We start from the raw sequence: 14741 nt of genomic DNA on the forward strand, positions 1-14741 counted from the left end.
TTGGAGGATACCGACATGAAACGCTCCCAAGCCCGCATCATCCGCGAATACGGTCCGTTCGAGAACGTGAGCGCCGTGCACGGCCTGACCTACGATGGCAGCCAGGTGTGGTTCGCCGTGGGCGACAGGCTGCTGGCCATGGACCCCGACAGCGGCGCCACGACGCGCGCCATCGACGTCGCGGCCAGCGCCGGCACGGCCTACGACGGCAGGCATCTCTACCAGATCGCCGACGGGCGCATCCAGAAAATCGAGCCGGCCAGCGGCCGCGTGGTCTCCACCATCGCCGCGCCGGGCGGCGGCGAGGACTCGGGCCTGGCCTGGGCCGAAGGCAGCCTGTGGGTGGGCGTGTACCGCCAGCGCAAGATCCACCAGGTGGACCCGGAATCCGGCCGCGTGCTGCGCACGATCGCTTCGGACCGCTACGTCACGGGCGTGACCTGGGTGGACGGAAAGCTGTGGCACGGCACCTGGGAGGACGGCGCCAGCGAGTTGCGCGAACTGGACGCGCGCACCGGCGAAGTGCTGCAAAGCGTGGAAATGCCGGCCGGCACGGGCGTCTCGGGGCTGGAGTCCGACGCGGGCGAACGCCTGTTCTGCGGCGGCGGCGACAGCGGCAAGGTGAGAGTCGTGCAGAGGCCTTAGCGCTTAAGTGTTAATCCGTCGTCTAGGGTAAATCCTGACATAAAGCTGATTGTCACCGATTAGTCGGAAAGGTTTAATCAGCTCACAGTTTCGCGTCATCCGCGGGCCGCTCCCGCGTCCACGTAGCAGAAGTAACTATTAGCTGGTCCATGTAGTCCTTTCAGGAGACAACACACCATGCAACACGTTACAAAGCCCCGCCGCCGCAAGTTCATCTCCGGCGCAGCCGCGGCCGGCGCCGCAGCCCTGGGATTTCCGGCGGTCAGCCGGGCGCAGAATGCTCCGATTTCCCTGCGCTTCCAGAGCACGTGGCCGGCCAACGACATCTTCCACGAGTTCGCCCGCGACTATGCCCAGAAGGTCAACGACATGGCCGGCGGCCAGTTGAAGATCGAGGTGCTGCCCGCGGGAGCGGTGGTCAAGGCGTTCGATCTGCTGGACGCGGTGTCCGCGGGCACGCTGGACGGCGGGCATGGCGTGGTGGCCTACTGGTACGGCAAGAACACGGCCGTGGCGCTGTGGGGGTCCGGGCCGTCTTTCGGCATGGACGCCAACATGCTGCTGGCCTGGCATGAATACGGCGGCGGCAAGGAGCTGCTGGTCGAGATCCAGAAAGCCATGGGCGTGAACGTGGTGTCGCTGATGTACGGCCCGATGCCGACCCAGCCGTTCGGCTGGTTCAAGCGCCCGATCACCAAGATGGACGAGGTCAAGGGCCTCAAGTTCCGCACGGTGGGCCTGGCCATCGACATGTACACGGCCATGGGCGCGGCGGTCAACGCGCTGCCCGGCGGCGAGATCGTGCCGGCGCTGGACCGGGGCCTGCTCGACGGCGCCGAGTTCAACAACGCGTCCTCGGACCTGGCGCTGGGCTTCCAGGACGTCTCCAAGATCTGCATGCTGCAGAGTTTCCACCAGAGCGCGGAGCAGTTCGAGGTGCTGTTCAACAAGGCCAAGTACGACAGCCTGCCGGACCACCTCAAGCACATCCTCAGCTACGCCGCGCAGGCCGCCAGCGCCGACATGTCCTGGAAGGCGGCCAACCGCTATTCGCAGGACTACGTCAAGCTGCAGAAAGAGCACAACGTCAAGTTCTACAAGACGCCCGACGCCATCCTGCAGCAGCAGCTGAAGATCTGGGACGAGATGATCGCCAAGCGCTCGGCCGAGAACCCCCTGTTCAAGAAGGTGCTGGAGTCGCAGCGCGCCTTCGCCGAGCGGGTGGGGCGCTGGAACGGGGATACCTCGGTCAACTTCCGCATGGCCTACAACCACTACTTCTCGCGCAGCAACAAGACGGCCTGAACGCAGGGCCCGCCCCGCGCCGGCCCAGGCGGGCCGGGGCGCCGTTGCGCCTTGACCGATTGACACATCGTCTCATGCGTCGCGCGCTCGTCCAGGTCGTGCGGCGGGAAGCCATGCGCCTCAACCAGGACGCCAGATGATCCGAATCATACGTTTCATAGACCGCATATCCACCTTCGTCGGGCAGGCCTTCGCCTGGTTGATCGTCGTTCTTACCCTGCATGTGTGCTGGGAAGTCGCCGCCCGGTACGTGTTGAACCAGCCCAGCGCGTGGGCGTTCGACCTGCAGATGATGTACTACGGCATCCTGTTCATGATGGCCGGCGCGTACACCCTGGCCAAGAACGGCCACGTGCGCGGCGACATCCTGTACGGCTTTCTGCCGCCGCGCATGCAGGCCGGGCTCGACCTGACGCTGTACATCGTGTTTTTCTTTCCCGGGGTCATCGCCCTGGTGTGGGCGGGCTGGTACTACGCCGGCTATTCCATCGCCATCCGCGAGCATTCCTCGCTGATGGCCGACGGGCCGCCCATCTACCCGTTCAAGGCCTTCATCCCGATCGCGGGCGCGGTCCTGCTGGTGCAGGGGCTGGCCGAAGTCATGCGCTGCCTGCTGTGCCTGCGCCGCGGGGCGTGGCCGGCGCGTGAAGAGGACGTCGAGGAAGTGGACGTCGACAAGCTCAAGGAGATGGTGCACGTGAAGGACGAGGACATCGCCCGCCTGGACCGCTACGTCACGCACGAGGAGCCTCGCCAATGAAAATCCACAAGGCATTGTGGTTCGGCCTGTCGTGCATCGGCCTGGTCATCCTGATGATCGTCTTCCTGACGCCCTGGGACAACCTCACCACCGGGCACATCGGGCTGCTGATGCTGGCGCTGATCGTGGTGGCGATCATGCTGGGCTTTCCGACGGCGTTCACCCTCATGGGCATGGGCGTGCTGTTCACCTTCCTGGCGTACTACATGCAGAATCCCGATCCGGCGCGCTCGATCGGGCAGACGCTGGACCTGATGGTGCAGCGCACGTACGCCACCATGACCAACGACTCGCTGATCTGCATCCCGCTCTTCGTGTTCATGGGCTACCTGGTGGAGCGCGCCAACCTCATCGAAAAACTGTTCCGCTCCATGCACCTGGCGCTGGCGCGCCTGCCCGGCGCGCTGGCGGTAGCCACGCTGGCGACCTGCGCCATCTTCGCCACGGCCACCGGCATCGTCGGCGCGGTGGTCACGCTGATGGGCCTGCTGGCCATGCCGGCCATGCTGAAGGCCGGCTACAGCGTGCGGCTGACGGCCGGCGCCATCACGGCCGGCGGCTGCCTGGGCATCCTGCTGCCGCCTTCGGTGATGCTGATCGTGTACGGCGCGACCACCGGCGTGTCGGTGGTGCAGCTGTATGCGGGCGCGCTGTTCCCCGGCATCATGCTGGCCGGCCTGTACATGCTGTACGTCATCATCCTGGCCAAGCTGCGGCCCGACCTGGCGCCGCCGCTGCCCATGGCCGAACGCGGCGTGCCGCTGTCGCCCGAATCGAAGGCGCTGGCCTCGGGCGGTCACGTGCGCGCGCTGTCCGGCATGGTGGCGGCCCTGTTCAAGGGGCGCCGCAACCGCGACGTGCCGCTGTCGGCGCTGCTGCGCTACATGGCGATGGCGCTGGCGCCGCTGGCGGTGACGGTGCTGCTGGTGGCCGTGGTCTACCAGGCTACGACGCGGCCCGAAGTGGTCTACGACGTGCCCGCGGAACTGCAGCTGGGTTCGGTGGATTTCGATTCGGGCCTGAGCGAGCCGCCGTCCGGCGGACTGGCCGAGCCGCCTTCCAATGACGCGGGCGGCCTGTCCGAACCGCCCGGCGCCCAGTCCGACGCGCCGGCGGCGCCGTCCGCCGCGGCCGCAGCGGATGCGCCGGCCGAGGCCGGCGAGGGCATCGCCGCGCCCACCGGCTTCTGGATCTTCGCGGCGATATGCGCAGCCGCCATGCTGGCGTTCTATGGCCTGTTGACCTGGGCGCGGCTGGAAATCTTCAAGATGCTGATGTCCTCGTTCTTCCCGCTGGCCGTGATGATCGCGGCGGTGCTGGGTTCGATCGGCTTCGGCCTGGCCACGCCCAGCGAGGCGGCGGCCATGGGCGCGCTGGGCGGCGCGCTGCTGGCGCTGGCGTACCGGCGGCTGAACATGCCGGTGCTGCGCGAATCGGTGTTCCTGACCGCAAAGACCAGCGCCATGGTGTGCTGGCTGTTCGTCGGCTCGTCGATCTTCTCGGCGGCCTTCGCGCTGCTGGGCGGACAGCGTATCATCGAGGAATGGGTGCTGTCGCTGGGGCTGTCGCAGCTGCAGTTCCTGCTGCTGGCGCAGGTCATCATCTTCCTGCTGGGCTGGCCGCTGGAATGGACCGAGATCATCGTGATCTTCATGCCCATCTTCGTGCCGCTGCTCAACACCTTCGGCATCGATCCGCTGTTCTTCGGGCTGCTGGTGGCGCTGAACCTGCAGACGGCGTTCCTGTCGCCGCCGGTGGCCATGTCCGCCTTCTACCTGAAGGGCGTCTCGCCGCCGCACGTCACGCTGAACCAGATCTTCATGGGCATGATGCCGTTCATGGGCATCCAGGTGATCGCGATCTTCCTGCTGTACGTGTTCCCGGAGATCGGGTTGTGGCTCCCCACGGTGCTGTATCGCTGAAGGCAGGCCCGTGGTTGCAGGATATTAATTAGCCGGCGTACTATACGCCGGCTAATTAATTTTGGAGCGGCCATGAAGGACGGACAAGCCATGCTGGAACGCAAGCACCGCGCGCTGCTGGAAATCGCGGCAAGGCGGGGGTTGCCGTCGGCCGGCGGCATCGGCTTGTGCTTTCAGTTGCTGTCGCTGGCCGCGGCCATCGATCGGGATTGCGCCGCCCGGCTCGCGCCGCGCGGGCTGTCCGAGGGCAAATTCGTGCTGCTGTTCCTGCTGCACGAACAGGCGCAGGGCCTGGCGCCGCACGAACTGGCCGCAGGCGCCGGCGTCACGCGCGCCACGGTGACCGGCCTGCTCGACGGGCTGGAGCGCGACGGTTTCGTGGCGCGCCAGGCAGGCAAGGAGGACAGGCGCAGCATCAAGGTGAAGCTGACCGCCAAGGGCCGGACGGCCGCGGCCAGGCTTTTCAAGGAGCACACCGACTGGATCGGCTCGCTGTTCGCGGGCTTCGGCGACGCGGACCGGGAGCGACTGGCCGGCCTGCTGGAGCGGGTCTGGCAAGGCACGGACGCGGGCCGTGCCGCCATTCGGGAGCCGGCGCGGTGAGCCCGCGCAAGGCTGCGGCGCCGAAGCCGGCCGGCAGGGGCGTGAAAGACATCGCGCCCGAGCGCCTGGCGCAGTTGAACGCCGGAGAACCGGCGGCCACGCTGACCGAATGCCTGGCGGTGGATTTCGCCGTCCTGATGCAGGCCGTGGCGCCGCAGGCCGGGGCCGCGGCGGTGGCCTCGATGCGCGCGCAGGCGGGGCTGGGCATTTCCCGGCGCATGGCGCTGGCCGCGCACATCCTGGGCGAACGCCTGGGGCCCGACGGCTTCGAAGTCTTGAAGACGCACCGTTGCGACACGGTGCGCGGCTGGGCCTGCTTCATGGCGGGCGCCATGCCGGGCGGCACGCTCGGCGCGCGCCTGGATCTGATCCGTCCGCTGGCCGACGACGCGCATTTCGGCGTGCGCGAATGGGCCTGGCTGGCGCTGCGCGAGCATCTGGCGGCGCAACTGCAGGAGGCGTTGCGATTGCTGCAGCCATGGACCAGTGAGCCGTCCGAGCGGCTGCGGCGTTTCGCCTGCGAGTCGTTGCGTCCGCGCGGCGTCTGGTGCGCGCACATCGCGGCGCTGAAGTCCGATCCGGGCCAGGCGCTGCCCTTGCTGGAAGCGCTGCGGGCGGACCCGGCCGTCTATGTGCAGGATTCGGTGGCGAACTGGCTCAACGACGCCAGCAAGAGCCGCCCGGACTGGGTGCGCGAAGTATGCGCGCGCTGGTCGGCAGGCCGGCCGGCGGCCGCCACCGAACGCATCTGCAAGCGGGCGCTGCGTTCCATCGGTCCGTAGGCCCGGCCGATTCGTTATAGTCCGTGCAAGTACTACAGTCCAAAGGACGGGCATGGAAGAGACGACACTGAACTGGGCATCGCTGGTCGATGACCTGAACAAGCTGCTGCGCCTGAAGACCACGGTCATCGGCATGAAGCTGTATGAGCGGGCGGAGGACATGGCGGCGGTCAAGGGCCTGCGGCGTCCGCAGGCCACGCACACCACCGACCAGATCGTCGGCATGGCGGCGCGGCTGGGCTGGACCGTGGGCATCACCGGCGACGATCTGGTGGGCGCGCAGTGCCGCGCCGTGATCGGGCTGGGGCCGCAGGACGAGGCCTGGCGGCGCGGCGAGGACTATGTCGGCGTATGGCACGCCACCCAGGCCGACGCCCAGGCCCGCCAGGAAGCGCTGTCCTGCGTGCCCGCGGGCAAGTACCAGGGCATGGTGGTGTCGCCGCTGGCCTCGGGCCGGCTGGACCCGCCCGACATCTGCCTGGTGTACGCCACGCCGGGCCAGATGATCATCCTCATCAATGGCCTGCAATGGAAGAACTACCGCCGCTTCGACTGGAGCGTGGTGGGCGAGACCGCCTGTGCGGACTCCTGGGGCAGGGCGCTGGCCACCGGCGAACCCAGCCTGTCCTTGCCCTGTTTCGCCGAGCGCCGCTACGGCGGCGTGCCGGACGAGGAAATGCTGATGGCCATGCCGCCGCGCTACCTGCCCATCGCCATCGAGGGCATGAAGGCCCTGTCGGCCAACGGACTGCGCTATCCGATCCCGCCCTACGGCATCCAGAACGACGTGCGCGCCGGCATGGGCGTGAGCTACGCGCGGCCCCCCGCCAAGTCCTGAGCCCTCAGCGGGCCGCGTCGCGCAGCGCGGCCGCCAGCACTCGGGCGGCCGGCCCCAGCGGCTGGTCGATGCGGTGCGCCAGATAGGTTTCGGCGGCCACCTGGCTGCCGCGGCCCAGGCTGTCGGTCGGCAGGCGCAGCAGCCGGCCTTCGGCCAGGTCACGCTCCACCTGCCACAGCGGCAGGCGGCCCCAGCCGGCGCCGGCGACGATCAGCGCGTGCTTGGCGTCCTGCGTATTGACGCGGCAGGTCTGCGGCGACAGCACGGCGAAGTCGCGGCCCTGGCTGAGCGCCGAGGGGTCCGACTGCACGATCTGCACATGGTCGGCGAGGGCGGGCGGGGCCAGCGGCTCGCCCGCCGCGACGTGGCGCGCCAGCGCGTGGGCCGCGCCGACCACGGCCACCATCTGCACCGAGGACAAGGCCTGCATGGCGATGTGGGGATGGCGGAAGTGCTCGCCCGCCACGATGCCCAGCGTATGGCTGCGCGCCAGCAGCGCCTCTATCGGCCCGCCCAGCGGCAGCACCGAAACCCGCGTGGCCACCGAAGGATAGGCCGCGCGCAGCGCGTTGATCGAGGCGCCCACCGCGGCAAGGGGAAACAGCGTGTCCACGGCCAGCGACAGTTCCAGCTCGACGCCTTCGCCCAGCCCCTGGGCGCGGGCGCGCATGGCGTCCACGCGCAGCAGGATGTCGCGGGCGTTGGCCAGCAGCGCCGCGCCCTCGGGCGTCATGACGGGACGGTGGCCGCTGCGGTCGAACAGCCTGACGCCCAGCTGCGTTTCCATATTGGCGATGGCGTGGCTGACCGCCGACTGCACGCGCGACAGGCGGCGTGCGGCCGCGCGGAAACTGCCGGTGTCGGCCACCGCCGCGAATACGCGTAGCTGGTCCAGGGTAAGAGCGTCTATCATCGCGCCGGACGATCTAATAAATCGATCAAGTCAATCAGAAGATTATCACTTACCGGAATCGGCCGGCGATGGCATCCTGGCCGGGTTCTGACAAGGCGGAGACGGGAATGGGGCAGGAAGGAACGCGCTGGGGCGCGGTGGCGGCGATCGTGGGCGCGGGCGTGGCGGCGGCGCTGCAGGTGGGCAAGCTGATCATCGCCGCGCCGTTGCTGCGCCGGGATCTGGGGCTGGACCTGGCCGCGATAGGCGCGCTGGCGGCGGTGTTCTCCGTGCTGGGCATGTTCGGCGGCATCGCGGCCGGCGGCGTCATCGGCCGCTACGGCGCGCGTCGCATGCTGCTGGCCGGCCTGGCGGCCACGGCCGTGGGCGCGGCGCTGGGCGCGATGGCGCCGGCCTACGGCCTGCTGCTGGCGTCGCGCGTCATGGAAGGGCTGGGATTCCTGATGATTTCGGTGGCGGGTCCGGCGGCCTTGCAGCGCATGGTGTCGGCCTCGAACCGCGATATCGCGTTCGCGCTGTGGAGCTGTTATATGCCGGCGGGCATGGCCATCGCGATGCTGGCCTCGCAGGCCTTCGGCGACTGGCGCGGCTACTGGTGGTGCGCCAGCGCGGCGGTGGTCGTGTCGCTGGCGAGCGTCGCGGCGCTGGCCCCGGCCACGCCGGGCGGGGCCAGCCTGTCCTGGCGCAGCCTGCGCCAGGACACGGCGGACACCCTGGGCGCGCCCGGCCCGCGCCTGCTGGCGCTGACGTTCACGCTCTACAGCCTGATGTTCTTCGCGCTGTTCACCTTCCTGCCGGTGCTGCTGACCGAGCAGCTGGGCCTGTCGCTGGCCACCGCCGGCGTCTACAGCGCCATCGCCAGCGCCGCCAACGTGATCGGCAACCTGGGCGCCGGCGTGCTGCTGGCGCGCGGCTGGCGGCGTTCCACGCTGATCGCCTGCGCCAGCGTGGCGATGGGCGCGGTGGCGCTGCTCATCTTCCGCTCGGTGTTGCCGGCGATGCCGACCTTTCTGCTGTGCGTGCTGTTCTCGGCGGTGGGCGGGCTGATACCGGCCACCCTGCTGGGCACCGCGCCCACGCTGGCGCCGCGCGCCGGCCTGGCGGCGGCGTCGGTGGGGCTGGTGATGCAGGGCAGCAACCTCGGCCAGGTGATCGGGCCGCTGGCGGTGGGCGGCGCGATCGACCGCTACGGCTGGACGTCGGCCTCGTTCATCGTGGCCGCGGCAGGGCTGGGCGGCGTGGCGCTGGCGTGGCGTTTGCGGCGCCTGCGCGGCGCGGGGCTGTAGGCGCGCGCGGCCGACCTTGCGGCGTCATGCCGCCGGCCTATCATGGGGGCTTGTTTCCCACGGAGCCACTATGCATACGCCTGCCCCCCGCCTGGTCATCTTCGACTGCGACGGCGTCCTGATCGATAGCGAGATCATCGCGGCGCGCGCCCAGTCGCAAGCGCTGGCCGCGCACGGCATCGCCATCACGCCCGAAGAGGCCGCGCGCCGCTTCGCCGGCATTCCCGACGCGGACATGTGGCAGACCCTGCAGCAGGAAAGCGAACGCCGCCTGCCCGACGGGTTCGCGCGGCAGTACGCCGACCGCCTGCAGGCCAGCTTCCGCCAGGAACTGCGCGCGCTGCCCGGCGCGGCCGAAACGGTGGCGGCGCTGCGCGAGCGCGGCATGCAGCTGTGCGTGGCTTCCAGCAGCCAGCCCGCCAAGCTGGAGGCGGCCTTGAGGATGGTGGGCCTGTGGGACGCGTTCGCGCCCAATGTCTTCAGCGTGGCGCAGGTGGCGCGCGGCAAGCCGGCGCCGGACGTGTTCCTGTTCGCCGCCCGGCAGATGCGCGCGGCAATCCTGGATTGCGTGGTGGTGGAAGACAGCGTGGCCGGCGTGCGCGCCGCGCGGGCTGCGCGCATGCGCGCCATCGGCTACGTCGGGGCCTCGCACAACGGTCCCGGGCAACGCCAGCGGTTGCTGGACGAAGGCGCCAGCGAGGTCATCGACGACCTGCGCCGCCTGCCGGAACTGCTGTAGCGGCGCGTGGATGGCCCGGGCCGGCCGGTCCCGGGTCAGTGGTAATCGAAGATCTCGACGTCGGCGGGGCCGTCGGCGGTCCAGACGAAGCAGATGCGCCATTGGTCGTTGACGCGTATGCTGTGCCGCCCGGCGCGCTTGCCGTCTTTCAGGTATTCCAGGCGATTGCCAGGCGGGGTGCGCAGGTCCACAAGCTGGCGCGCCGCATGCAGCAGGCGCAGCTTCTTGAGCGCAGGGGCTTCGGCGTTGACCCACCTGGGGACCCGCCGCAGCTCGAACAGGGCCTGCGTGTCTGCACACCGGAAGGACTGGATCGCCATGATCGGACGGTGACGCGTTGCGGTATCGACGCAAACGGTATCCATCGCGCGTACAGGGCGCCAGCGGGCCGGATCGGATCTAGGACGCCGCGATGGCGTCGCGCTTCATGTCTGCGAATCCATCTGGTTGGCGCGTTCCAGCAGCAATGCGCGCTCGCGGGCATTGCGCGTCATGCCGGCGGCGCGTTCGAATTCGGCGCGGGCCTCGGCGCGGCGGCCCAGCCTGGCCAGCAGGTCGGCGCGCACGCTGGGCAGCCAATGGTAATTGGCCAGCGCCGGGTCCTGCGCCAGCCGGTCGGCCAGGTCCAGTCCGGCCTCTGGGCCAAAGGCCATGCCCACGGCGACGGCGCGGTTCAGTTCCACCACCGGCGAGGGCTGCGCCTGCGCCAGCGCGTCGTACAGCGCCACGATGCGCTGCCAGTCGGTGTCTTCGGGCGTGCGGGCGCGGGCATGGCAGGCCGCCAGCGCGGCCTGCAGCGCGTAGGGGCCGCGTGCCCCGCCCAGCGCGTCGGCGCGGTCCAGCGCCGCCAGCCCGCGGCGGATCAGCAAGCGGTCCCAGCGGGCGCGGTCCTGGTCCATCAGCAGCACGGGACGGCCCTGCGCGTCGGCGCGCGCGCACAGGCGCGAGGCCTGCAGTTCCATCAGCGCGACCAGCCCGTGCACCTCGCTTTCCCCGGACGCCAGCTCGGCCAGCACGCGGCCCAGGCGCAACGCTTCGTCGCACAGGGCGGGGCGGGTCCAGTCATCGCCCGAGGTGGCCGAATAGCCTTCGTTGAAGATCAGGTAGATGACTTCCAGCACCGAGGCCAGGCGCGGCGCGCGCTCGTGCGCCCGCGGCACTTCGAACGGCACGTTGGCGGCCGAGAGGCTGCGCTTGGCGCGCACGATGCGCTGCGCGATGGTGGACTCCGAGGCCAGGAAGGCGCGCGCGATCTCGGCCGTGGACAGCCCGCCCAGCAGGCGCAGCGTCAGCGCCACGCGGGCCTCGGTCGACAGCAGCGGATGACAGGCGGTGAAAATCAGGCGCAGCAGATCGTCGCCGATGTCGTCCTGGCGCGCGGCGTCCAGCGCGTCGACGAAATCCGGCTCCACGTCGGCCTGCAGGGCCTCCAGCTCGCGGCCGATCTGCTCGTGCTTGCGCGTATGCAGCGCGTCCAGCCGCAAGCGGTCGCGGGCGCGGTTCTTGGCGGTGGTCATCAGCCACGCTCCCGGGTTGTCGGGCACGCCGGTCTCGGGCCAGCGTTCCAGGGCGGCGACCAGGGCATCCTGCGCCAGTTCTTCGGCCAGGCCGACGTCGCGCACCAGGCGCGCGACGCCGGCGATGACGCTGGCGGCTTCGATCCGCCAGACCGCCTCGATGGCGCGATGCGTGGCCGCCTGCGTCGTCATGCTTCGGGCATCTCGCCGGGCACCATGTACACCAGCTCCCAGATGTGGCCGTCCAGGTCTTCGAAGCCGTGCGCGTACATGAAGCCGTGGTCCTGCGGCTGGCGCGGCGCGCTGCCGCCGGCGGCCAGCGCGCGCGCCACCAGGTCGTCGACCTCGGCGCGGCTGTCGCAGGACAGCGCGATCAGGACTTCGGTGCTCTTGTTGGCGTCGGCCACCGGCTTGCCGGTGAAGGTCTGGAAGAAGTCGGTCACCAGCAGCATGACGTAGATGTCGTCGCTGACGACCATGCAGGCGCCCTGGTCGTTGGTGAACTGGGGATTGAAGGAAAAGCCCAGGCTCTTGAAGAAAGCCTGCGATTTCTGCATGTCGGCGATGGGCAGATTGACGAAGATCTGTTTGGGCATGATGTGGGTTTCCGGTGGGTCGGCTTGGGATCGGTGCAAGAGCGATGGCTGTCAGCGGCTGATGGCCGGCAGGCGCCGGAACCGTTCGATCGATTCGCTGGGGCCGAGTTCGTCCAGCTCGTACATCTGGCGCACTTCGATGGAGCAGGGCTGGTCGGGAAAAGGCTCGGGAAAGCGCAAGGCCCATTGCATGGCCTCTTCGCGCGAGCGCGCCTGGATCATGGTGTAGCCGGCGATCAGCTCCTTGGTGTCGGCGAACGGGCCGTCGATCACCGAGCGCTGGCCGTGGTCGTAATGCACCCGCCAGCCGCGCGAGGAGGGCTGCAGGCCGTTGGCGTCGAGCAGCACGCCCGCCTTGGCCAGGGCTTCGTGATAGGTCGTCATCGCGGCGAACATGCTTTCGGGCGGCATGACGCCGGCTTCGCTGTCGGGCGTGGCCCGCACTAGGATCATGAATCGCATTCCTGAATCTCCTGGGTTCGGAAATCACGGCCCGTCGTGTTTTTCCGGGCTTGTACAGGCACGACGAACGACGCGGCGCCGGATCGACATCTGTGCGAAAAACCTAGGGTAAGTCCCAGGTCTGCGGGACGGCGGCGCAACACAACCAGCAGATTGTTACGAACACTCAGCCCTGGTTGCAGCGCGCCTGCCTACACTCGCAGGCGTCCACAACTTTGAATACAGATATGAAAATCCTTTGCAGCTTTGCCTTGATGGCGGCCCTGTTGTCAGGCTGCGCCGTCTATACGCCCGACGGCGCGGTGATCGTCGATCCTCACGGCGGCTACGGCGGCGGCGGCGGCGGTTTCTGTCCGCCGGGACAGGCCAAGAAAGGCAACTGCTGAAGCCGGGCCACGGCGGCTACATGAAGCAGGGGCCCAGCTCGCGCACCTCCACCGTGGCCCATTGCGCGGCCGGGCACTGCGCCGCCAGCGCCAGCGCTTCCTCGCGCGTCTCGCAGCTCAGCAGGAAGAATCCCCCGATCATCTCCTTGGCCTCGGCATAGGGGCCGTCGAGCAGGGAGCGCTCGCCGTCGCGGATCTGCAGGCGCACCGCCTCCGAATCCGACTTGAGCGACTCCGCGCGCACCAGCAGGCCGCGCGCCTGCAGGTCCTCGGCATAGCCGACCATCTGCGCATAGGCCTCGCGGCCTTCCTCGGGCGTGCGCCGGGCGCGCTGGCCCGCCGGTTCGACGATCAATAGCAGGTACGACATGGGAGCTTCCTGGACGGACGACGGATCGGGTCCGCCAGATTACCGCCGATCGCGGCGGTTTCGCCATTGTTTTCGTAGCCTCGCGTGCGGGTCCTGTAGTATGTCGGCCGGCGCGGGCACGGGGCATCGCGCCGTCGACGACAGGATATGCCCATGGATCAACAGCAACGCAATGCCGCGGCCTCCGAAGGCAGATTGCCCACGGGAGGATTCGCGCCCCTGGTGCCTGAGTTGGATGTCTCCGACCTGCAGGCCAGCCTGGACTTCTGGTGCGGCCTGCTTGGATTTGAAGTGGCTTACGCGCGCCCCGAGGCCGGCTTCGCCTATATCGAGCGCGGCCCGCTCCAGGTCATGCTGTGCGCCATCAACGGCTCCTGGGAAACCGGCCCATTGGAACGGCCCTTCGGACGAGGCATCAACTTCCAGATGCAGGTGCCTGCCATCGAGCCGCTGGCTGCGTCGCTGGAAGCAGCCGGTTGGCCGTTGTTCCGCCCGATCGAGGAAAAGCGCTACCACGTCGGGTCGGGCTGGTCGTCCTGCAAGGAGCTCCTGGTGCAGGACCCCGACGGATACCTGCTCAGGTTCGCCAGCTGAAGTCCTGCTCCGGCGCGCGCTTACGTCCCGCCGCGCGGGGTCTGGATCATTTTCCAGCCATTGCCGGCGGGATCGCGAAAGCCCGCGTCGATGCTGCCGTAGCGCTCCATCGGCTCCTGAGTGAATTCGACCCCGGCGGTCTTCAGCCGGGCATATTGCGCACGACAGTCGGAAACGTGCAGGACCAGGGGCGGCATGGCGCCCTTGGCGACCACGGCGAGCAGGGTTTGCATGGTGGTGTCGTCGTGCACCGGCGGGCCGGGCCTGAACAGGCCGAGCTGGAAAGAGGGCTGGTCGGGATGCTGGACCGTCAGCCATCGGTACGGCCCGTTCTGCACGTCGGTATGGACCTTGAAACCGAGCTTGCCGACATAGAAGGCGAGCGCCTCGTCCTGGTCGTCGACGTACAGGCCCACCACATTGATTCCTGGATTCATTAGACCTCCTGGGTTGGTGTGGGCAATGTAGTCCTGCTCTTGCGGCGGCGCTTCTCCAAAACTGCGGTTTCGAGTTCAGGCCGCAACGCGGCTTTCAGAATACAGGCCGGCACCGGGGCGAGCTGTTCATGCGAAGTCCGGGCCTGGCGGCGCACGGCGCCGGGGCTGTGGCCGGTCACGTCGCGAAACACCCGGCCGAAGCTGCCCAGACTCTCCCAGCCGCTGGCGTAGGCGACGTCGGTAATGCTGAGCGCGGTGTCGCGCAGCAGGGCCGTCGCGCGTTCGATGCGCCGGGTCAGCAGATAGCGGTGCGGCGGCAGGCCGAAGGCCTGTTTGAAGCTGCGGGCGAAATGCGCTTCGGTGACGCCTGCCACCGCGGCCAGACGCTCGACCGGCCAGGCCTCGTGCGAGGCGGCGTCGATGCGGTCCTTGGCGCGCAGCAGGCGGCGCAGCAGGGCGGGGGCCATGGGTTTGGGCGTGGCGGGCGGCATTTGTCCAGTTTAGGCGCTGGAAAGCGACTGAAACAGCTTATACACCCGGTATCCCAGCCAGCAGGACTGACACATGGCGGCGATGCTAATTTGGG

General features: G+C 68.9%; 19 protein-coding genes. 11 read left to right on the plus strand and 8 right to left on the minus strand.

Annotated features, from left to right (window positions below; genetic code table 11):
* The first annotated feature begins 15 nt into the window (after window positions 1-15).
* The 7 genes from AC1M14_RS11775 (at window position 16) to AC1M14_RS11805 (ending at window position 6855) form a co-directional block, all read left to right on the plus strand.
* A complete protein-coding gene (locus AC1M14_RS11775) occupies window positions 16-645 on the plus strand; it encodes a Vgb family protein (protein WP_102775974.1) in 630 nt (209 codons plus the stop codon).
* A gap of 177 nt (window positions 646-822) precedes the next feature.
* Window positions 823-1950 carry a TRAP transporter substrate-binding protein gene (locus tag AC1M14_RS11780; RefSeq protein WP_479731649.1) on the plus strand — a complete coding sequence of 376 codons (1128 nt, stop codon included), beginning with the start codon at window positions 823-825 and terminating at the stop codon, window positions 1948-1950.
* Window positions 1951-2086: 136 nt separating this feature from the next.
* The gene (locus AC1M14_RS11785) at window positions 2087-2710 is read left to right on the plus strand and encodes a TRAP transporter small permease subunit (RefSeq protein ID WP_102775976.1); all 624 of its coding nucleotides are present in this window, start codon (window positions 2087-2089) and stop codon (window positions 2708-2710) included.
* Window positions 2707-4632, plus strand: a complete 1926-nt coding sequence (locus AC1M14_RS11790; RefSeq protein ID WP_479731650.1) for a TRAP transporter large permease — start codon at window positions 2707-2709, stop codon at window positions 4630-4632. The genes AC1M14_RS11785 and AC1M14_RS11790 overlap by 4 nt, the downstream gene beginning before the upstream one ends.
* A 72-nt stretch (window positions 4633-4704) precedes the next feature.
* Window positions 4705-5235: a MarR family winged helix-turn-helix transcriptional regulator gene (locus AC1M14_RS11795; protein WP_479731651.1), complete on the plus strand. Its 531-nt coding sequence runs from the start codon at window positions 4705-4707 to the stop codon at window positions 5233-5235.
* Window positions 5236-5276: 41 nt separating this feature from the next.
* Window positions 5277-6017, plus strand: coding sequence for a DNA alkylation repair protein (locus AC1M14_RS11800; RefSeq protein ID WP_479731652.1), 741 nt, complete (start codon window positions 5277-5279; stop codon window positions 6015-6017).
* A 52-nt stretch (window positions 6018-6069) separates the two neighbouring features.
* Window positions 6070-6855 (plus strand): DUF169 domain-containing protein, encoded by a 786-nt coding sequence (locus tag AC1M14_RS11805; RefSeq protein ID WP_102775979.1) that lies wholly within the window; start codon window positions 6070-6072, stop codon window positions 6853-6855.
* 4 nt (window positions 6856-6859) lie between these two features.
* Here the strand turns inward: AC1M14_RS11805 and AC1M14_RS11810 are convergent, their stop codons facing one another.
* Window positions 6860-7768: a LysR family transcriptional regulator gene (locus AC1M14_RS11810; protein ID WP_479731653.1), complete on the minus strand. Its 909-nt coding sequence runs from the start codon at window positions 7766-7768 to the stop codon at window positions 6860-6862.
* A 107-nt stretch (window positions 7769-7875) separates the two neighbouring features.
* Here AC1M14_RS11810 and AC1M14_RS11815 point away from each other — a divergent pair, with 107 nt between their 5' ends.
* A complete protein-coding gene (locus AC1M14_RS11815; protein WP_102775981.1) occupies window positions 7876-9054 on the plus strand; it encodes an MFS transporter in 1179 nt (392 codons plus the stop codon).
* Between the two features lie 70 nt (window positions 9055-9124).
* The gene (locus tag AC1M14_RS11820; RefSeq protein ID WP_479731654.1) at window positions 9125-9793 is read left to right on the plus strand and encodes an HAD family hydrolase; all 669 of its coding nucleotides are present in this window, start codon (window positions 9125-9127) and stop codon (window positions 9791-9793) included.
* Between the two features lie 35 nt (window positions 9794-9828).
* Here AC1M14_RS11820 and AC1M14_RS11825 read toward each other — a convergent pair whose 3' ends face one another.
* From AC1M14_RS11825 to AC1M14_RS11840, 4 genes are all read right to left on the minus strand, one after another.
* Window positions 9829-10113, minus strand: a complete 285-nt coding sequence (locus tag AC1M14_RS11825; protein ID WP_479731655.1) for a type II toxin-antitoxin system RelE/ParE family toxin — start codon at window positions 10111-10113, stop codon at window positions 9829-9831.
* A 105-nt stretch (window positions 10114-10218) separates the two neighbouring features.
* Window positions 10219-11502, minus strand: a complete 1284-nt coding sequence (locus tag AC1M14_RS11830) for an RNA polymerase sigma factor (RefSeq protein ID WP_479731656.1) — start codon at window positions 11500-11502, stop codon at window positions 10219-10221.
* Entirely contained in the window at window positions 11499-11906 is a 408-nt protein-coding gene (locus AC1M14_RS11835) for a VOC family protein (protein WP_102775985.1), read from the minus strand. The genes AC1M14_RS11830 and AC1M14_RS11835 overlap by 4 nt, the downstream gene beginning before the upstream one ends.
* 51 nt (window positions 11907-11957) lie before the next feature.
* A complete protein-coding gene (locus tag AC1M14_RS11840) occupies window positions 11958-12368 on the minus strand; it encodes a YciI family protein (protein ID WP_102775986.1) in 411 nt (136 codons plus the stop codon).
* A 227-nt stretch (window positions 12369-12595) separates the two neighbouring features.
* Between AC1M14_RS11840 and AC1M14_RS11845 the strand changes: the two genes are divergently transcribed.
* A complete protein-coding gene (locus AC1M14_RS11845) occupies window positions 12596-12754 on the plus strand; it encodes a hypothetical protein (protein WP_102775987.1) in 159 nt (52 codons plus the stop codon).
* Between the two features lie 16 nt (window positions 12755-12770).
* Here AC1M14_RS11845 and AC1M14_RS11850 read toward each other — a convergent pair whose 3' ends face one another.
* Complete coding sequence (locus AC1M14_RS11850) at window positions 12771-13124, minus strand: YciI family protein (protein ID WP_111824947.1); 354 nt, start codon at window positions 13122-13124, stop codon at window positions 12771-12773.
* A gap of 153 nt (window positions 13125-13277) precedes the next feature.
* Here AC1M14_RS11850 and AC1M14_RS11855 point away from each other — a divergent pair, with 153 nt between their 5' ends.
* Complete coding sequence (locus AC1M14_RS11855; RefSeq protein ID WP_479731657.1) at window positions 13278-13718, plus strand: bleomycin resistance protein; 441 nt, start codon at window positions 13278-13280, stop codon at window positions 13716-13718.
* A gap of 20 nt (window positions 13719-13738) precedes the next feature.
* Here the strand turns inward: AC1M14_RS11855 and AC1M14_RS11860 are convergent, their stop codons facing one another.
* A complete protein-coding gene (locus AC1M14_RS11860) occupies window positions 13739-14155 on the minus strand; it encodes a VOC family protein (RefSeq protein ID WP_479731658.1) in 417 nt (138 codons plus the stop codon).
* Window positions 14155-14646 carry a helix-turn-helix domain-containing protein gene (locus AC1M14_RS11865; protein ID WP_479731659.1) on the minus strand — a complete coding sequence of 164 codons (492 nt, stop codon included), beginning with the start codon at window positions 14644-14646 and terminating at the stop codon, window positions 14155-14157. Before AC1M14_RS11865 ends, AC1M14_RS11860 begins: the two co-directional genes overlap by 1 nt.
* Window positions 14647-14741: the final 95 nt, after the last annotated feature.

It is taken from the genome of Achromobacter sp. SX5 (assembly GCF_056711425.1).

What these genes read in the sequence shown, in the direction of transcription:
- AC1M14_RS11775 (WP_102775974.1), top strand. Translation starts at nt 16, where the DNA reads ATGAAACGCTCCCAAGCCCGCATCATCCGCGAATACGGTCCGTTCGAG.
- AC1M14_RS11780 (WP_479731649.1), top strand. Translation starts at nt 823, where the DNA reads ATGCAACACGTTACAAAGCCCCGCCGCCGCAAGTTCATCTCCGGCGCA.
- AC1M14_RS11785 (WP_102775976.1), top strand. Translation starts at nt 2,087, where the DNA reads ATGATCCGAATCATACGTTTCATAGACCGCATATCCACCTTCGTCGGG.
- AC1M14_RS11790 (WP_479731650.1), top strand. Translation starts at nt 2,707, where the DNA reads ATGAAAATCCACAAGGCATTGTGGTTCGGCCTGTCGTGCATCGGCCTG.
- AC1M14_RS11795 (WP_479731651.1), top strand. Translation starts at nt 4,705, where the DNA reads ATGAAGGACGGACAAGCCATGCTGGAACGCAAGCACCGCGCGCTGCTG.
- AC1M14_RS11805 (WP_102775979.1), top strand. Translation starts at nt 6,070, where the DNA reads ATGGAAGAGACGACACTGAACTGGGCATCGCTGGTCGATGACCTGAAC.
- AC1M14_RS11810 (WP_479731653.1), bottom strand. Translation starts at nt 7,768, where the DNA reads ATGATAGACGCTCTTACCCTGGACCAGCTACGCGTATTCGCGGCGGTG.
- AC1M14_RS11815 (WP_102775981.1), top strand. Translation starts at nt 7,876, where the DNA reads ATGGGGCAGGAAGGAACGCGCTGGGGCGCGGTGGCGGCGATCGTGGGC.
- AC1M14_RS11820 (WP_479731654.1), top strand. Translation starts at nt 9,125, where the DNA reads ATGCATACGCCTGCCCCCCGCCTGGTCATCTTCGACTGCGACGGCGTC.
- AC1M14_RS11825 (WP_479731655.1), bottom strand. Translation starts at nt 10,113, where the DNA reads ATGGCGATCCAGTCCTTCCGGTGTGCAGACACGCAGGCCCTGTTCGAG.
- AC1M14_RS11830 (WP_479731656.1), bottom strand. Translation starts at nt 11,502, where the DNA reads ATGACGACGCAGGCGGCCACGCATCGCGCCATCGAGGCGGTCTGGCGG.
- AC1M14_RS11835 (WP_102775985.1), bottom strand. Translation starts at nt 11,906, where the DNA reads ATGCCCAAACAGATCTTCGTCAATCTGCCCATCGCCGACATGCAGAAA.
- AC1M14_RS11840 (WP_102775986.1), bottom strand. Translation starts at nt 12,368, where the DNA reads ATGCGATTCATGATCCTAGTGCGGGCCACGCCCGACAGCGAAGCCGGC.
- AC1M14_RS11845 (WP_102775987.1), top strand. Translation starts at nt 12,596, where the DNA reads ATGAAAATCCTTTGCAGCTTTGCCTTGATGGCGGCCCTGTTGTCAGGC.
- AC1M14_RS11850 (WP_111824947.1), bottom strand. Translation starts at nt 13,124, where the DNA reads ATGTCGTACCTGCTATTGATCGTCGAACCGGCGGGCCAGCGCGCCCGG.
- AC1M14_RS11855 (WP_479731657.1), top strand. Translation starts at nt 13,278, where the DNA reads ATGGATCAACAGCAACGCAATGCCGCGGCCTCCGAAGGCAGATTGCCC.
- AC1M14_RS11860 (WP_479731658.1), bottom strand. Translation starts at nt 14,155, where the DNA reads ATGAATCCAGGAATCAATGTGGTGGGCCTGTACGTCGACGACCAGGAC.
- AC1M14_RS11865 (WP_479731659.1), bottom strand. Translation starts at nt 14,646, where the DNA reads ATGCCGCCCGCCACGCCCAAACCCATGGCCCCCGCCCTGCTGCGCCGC.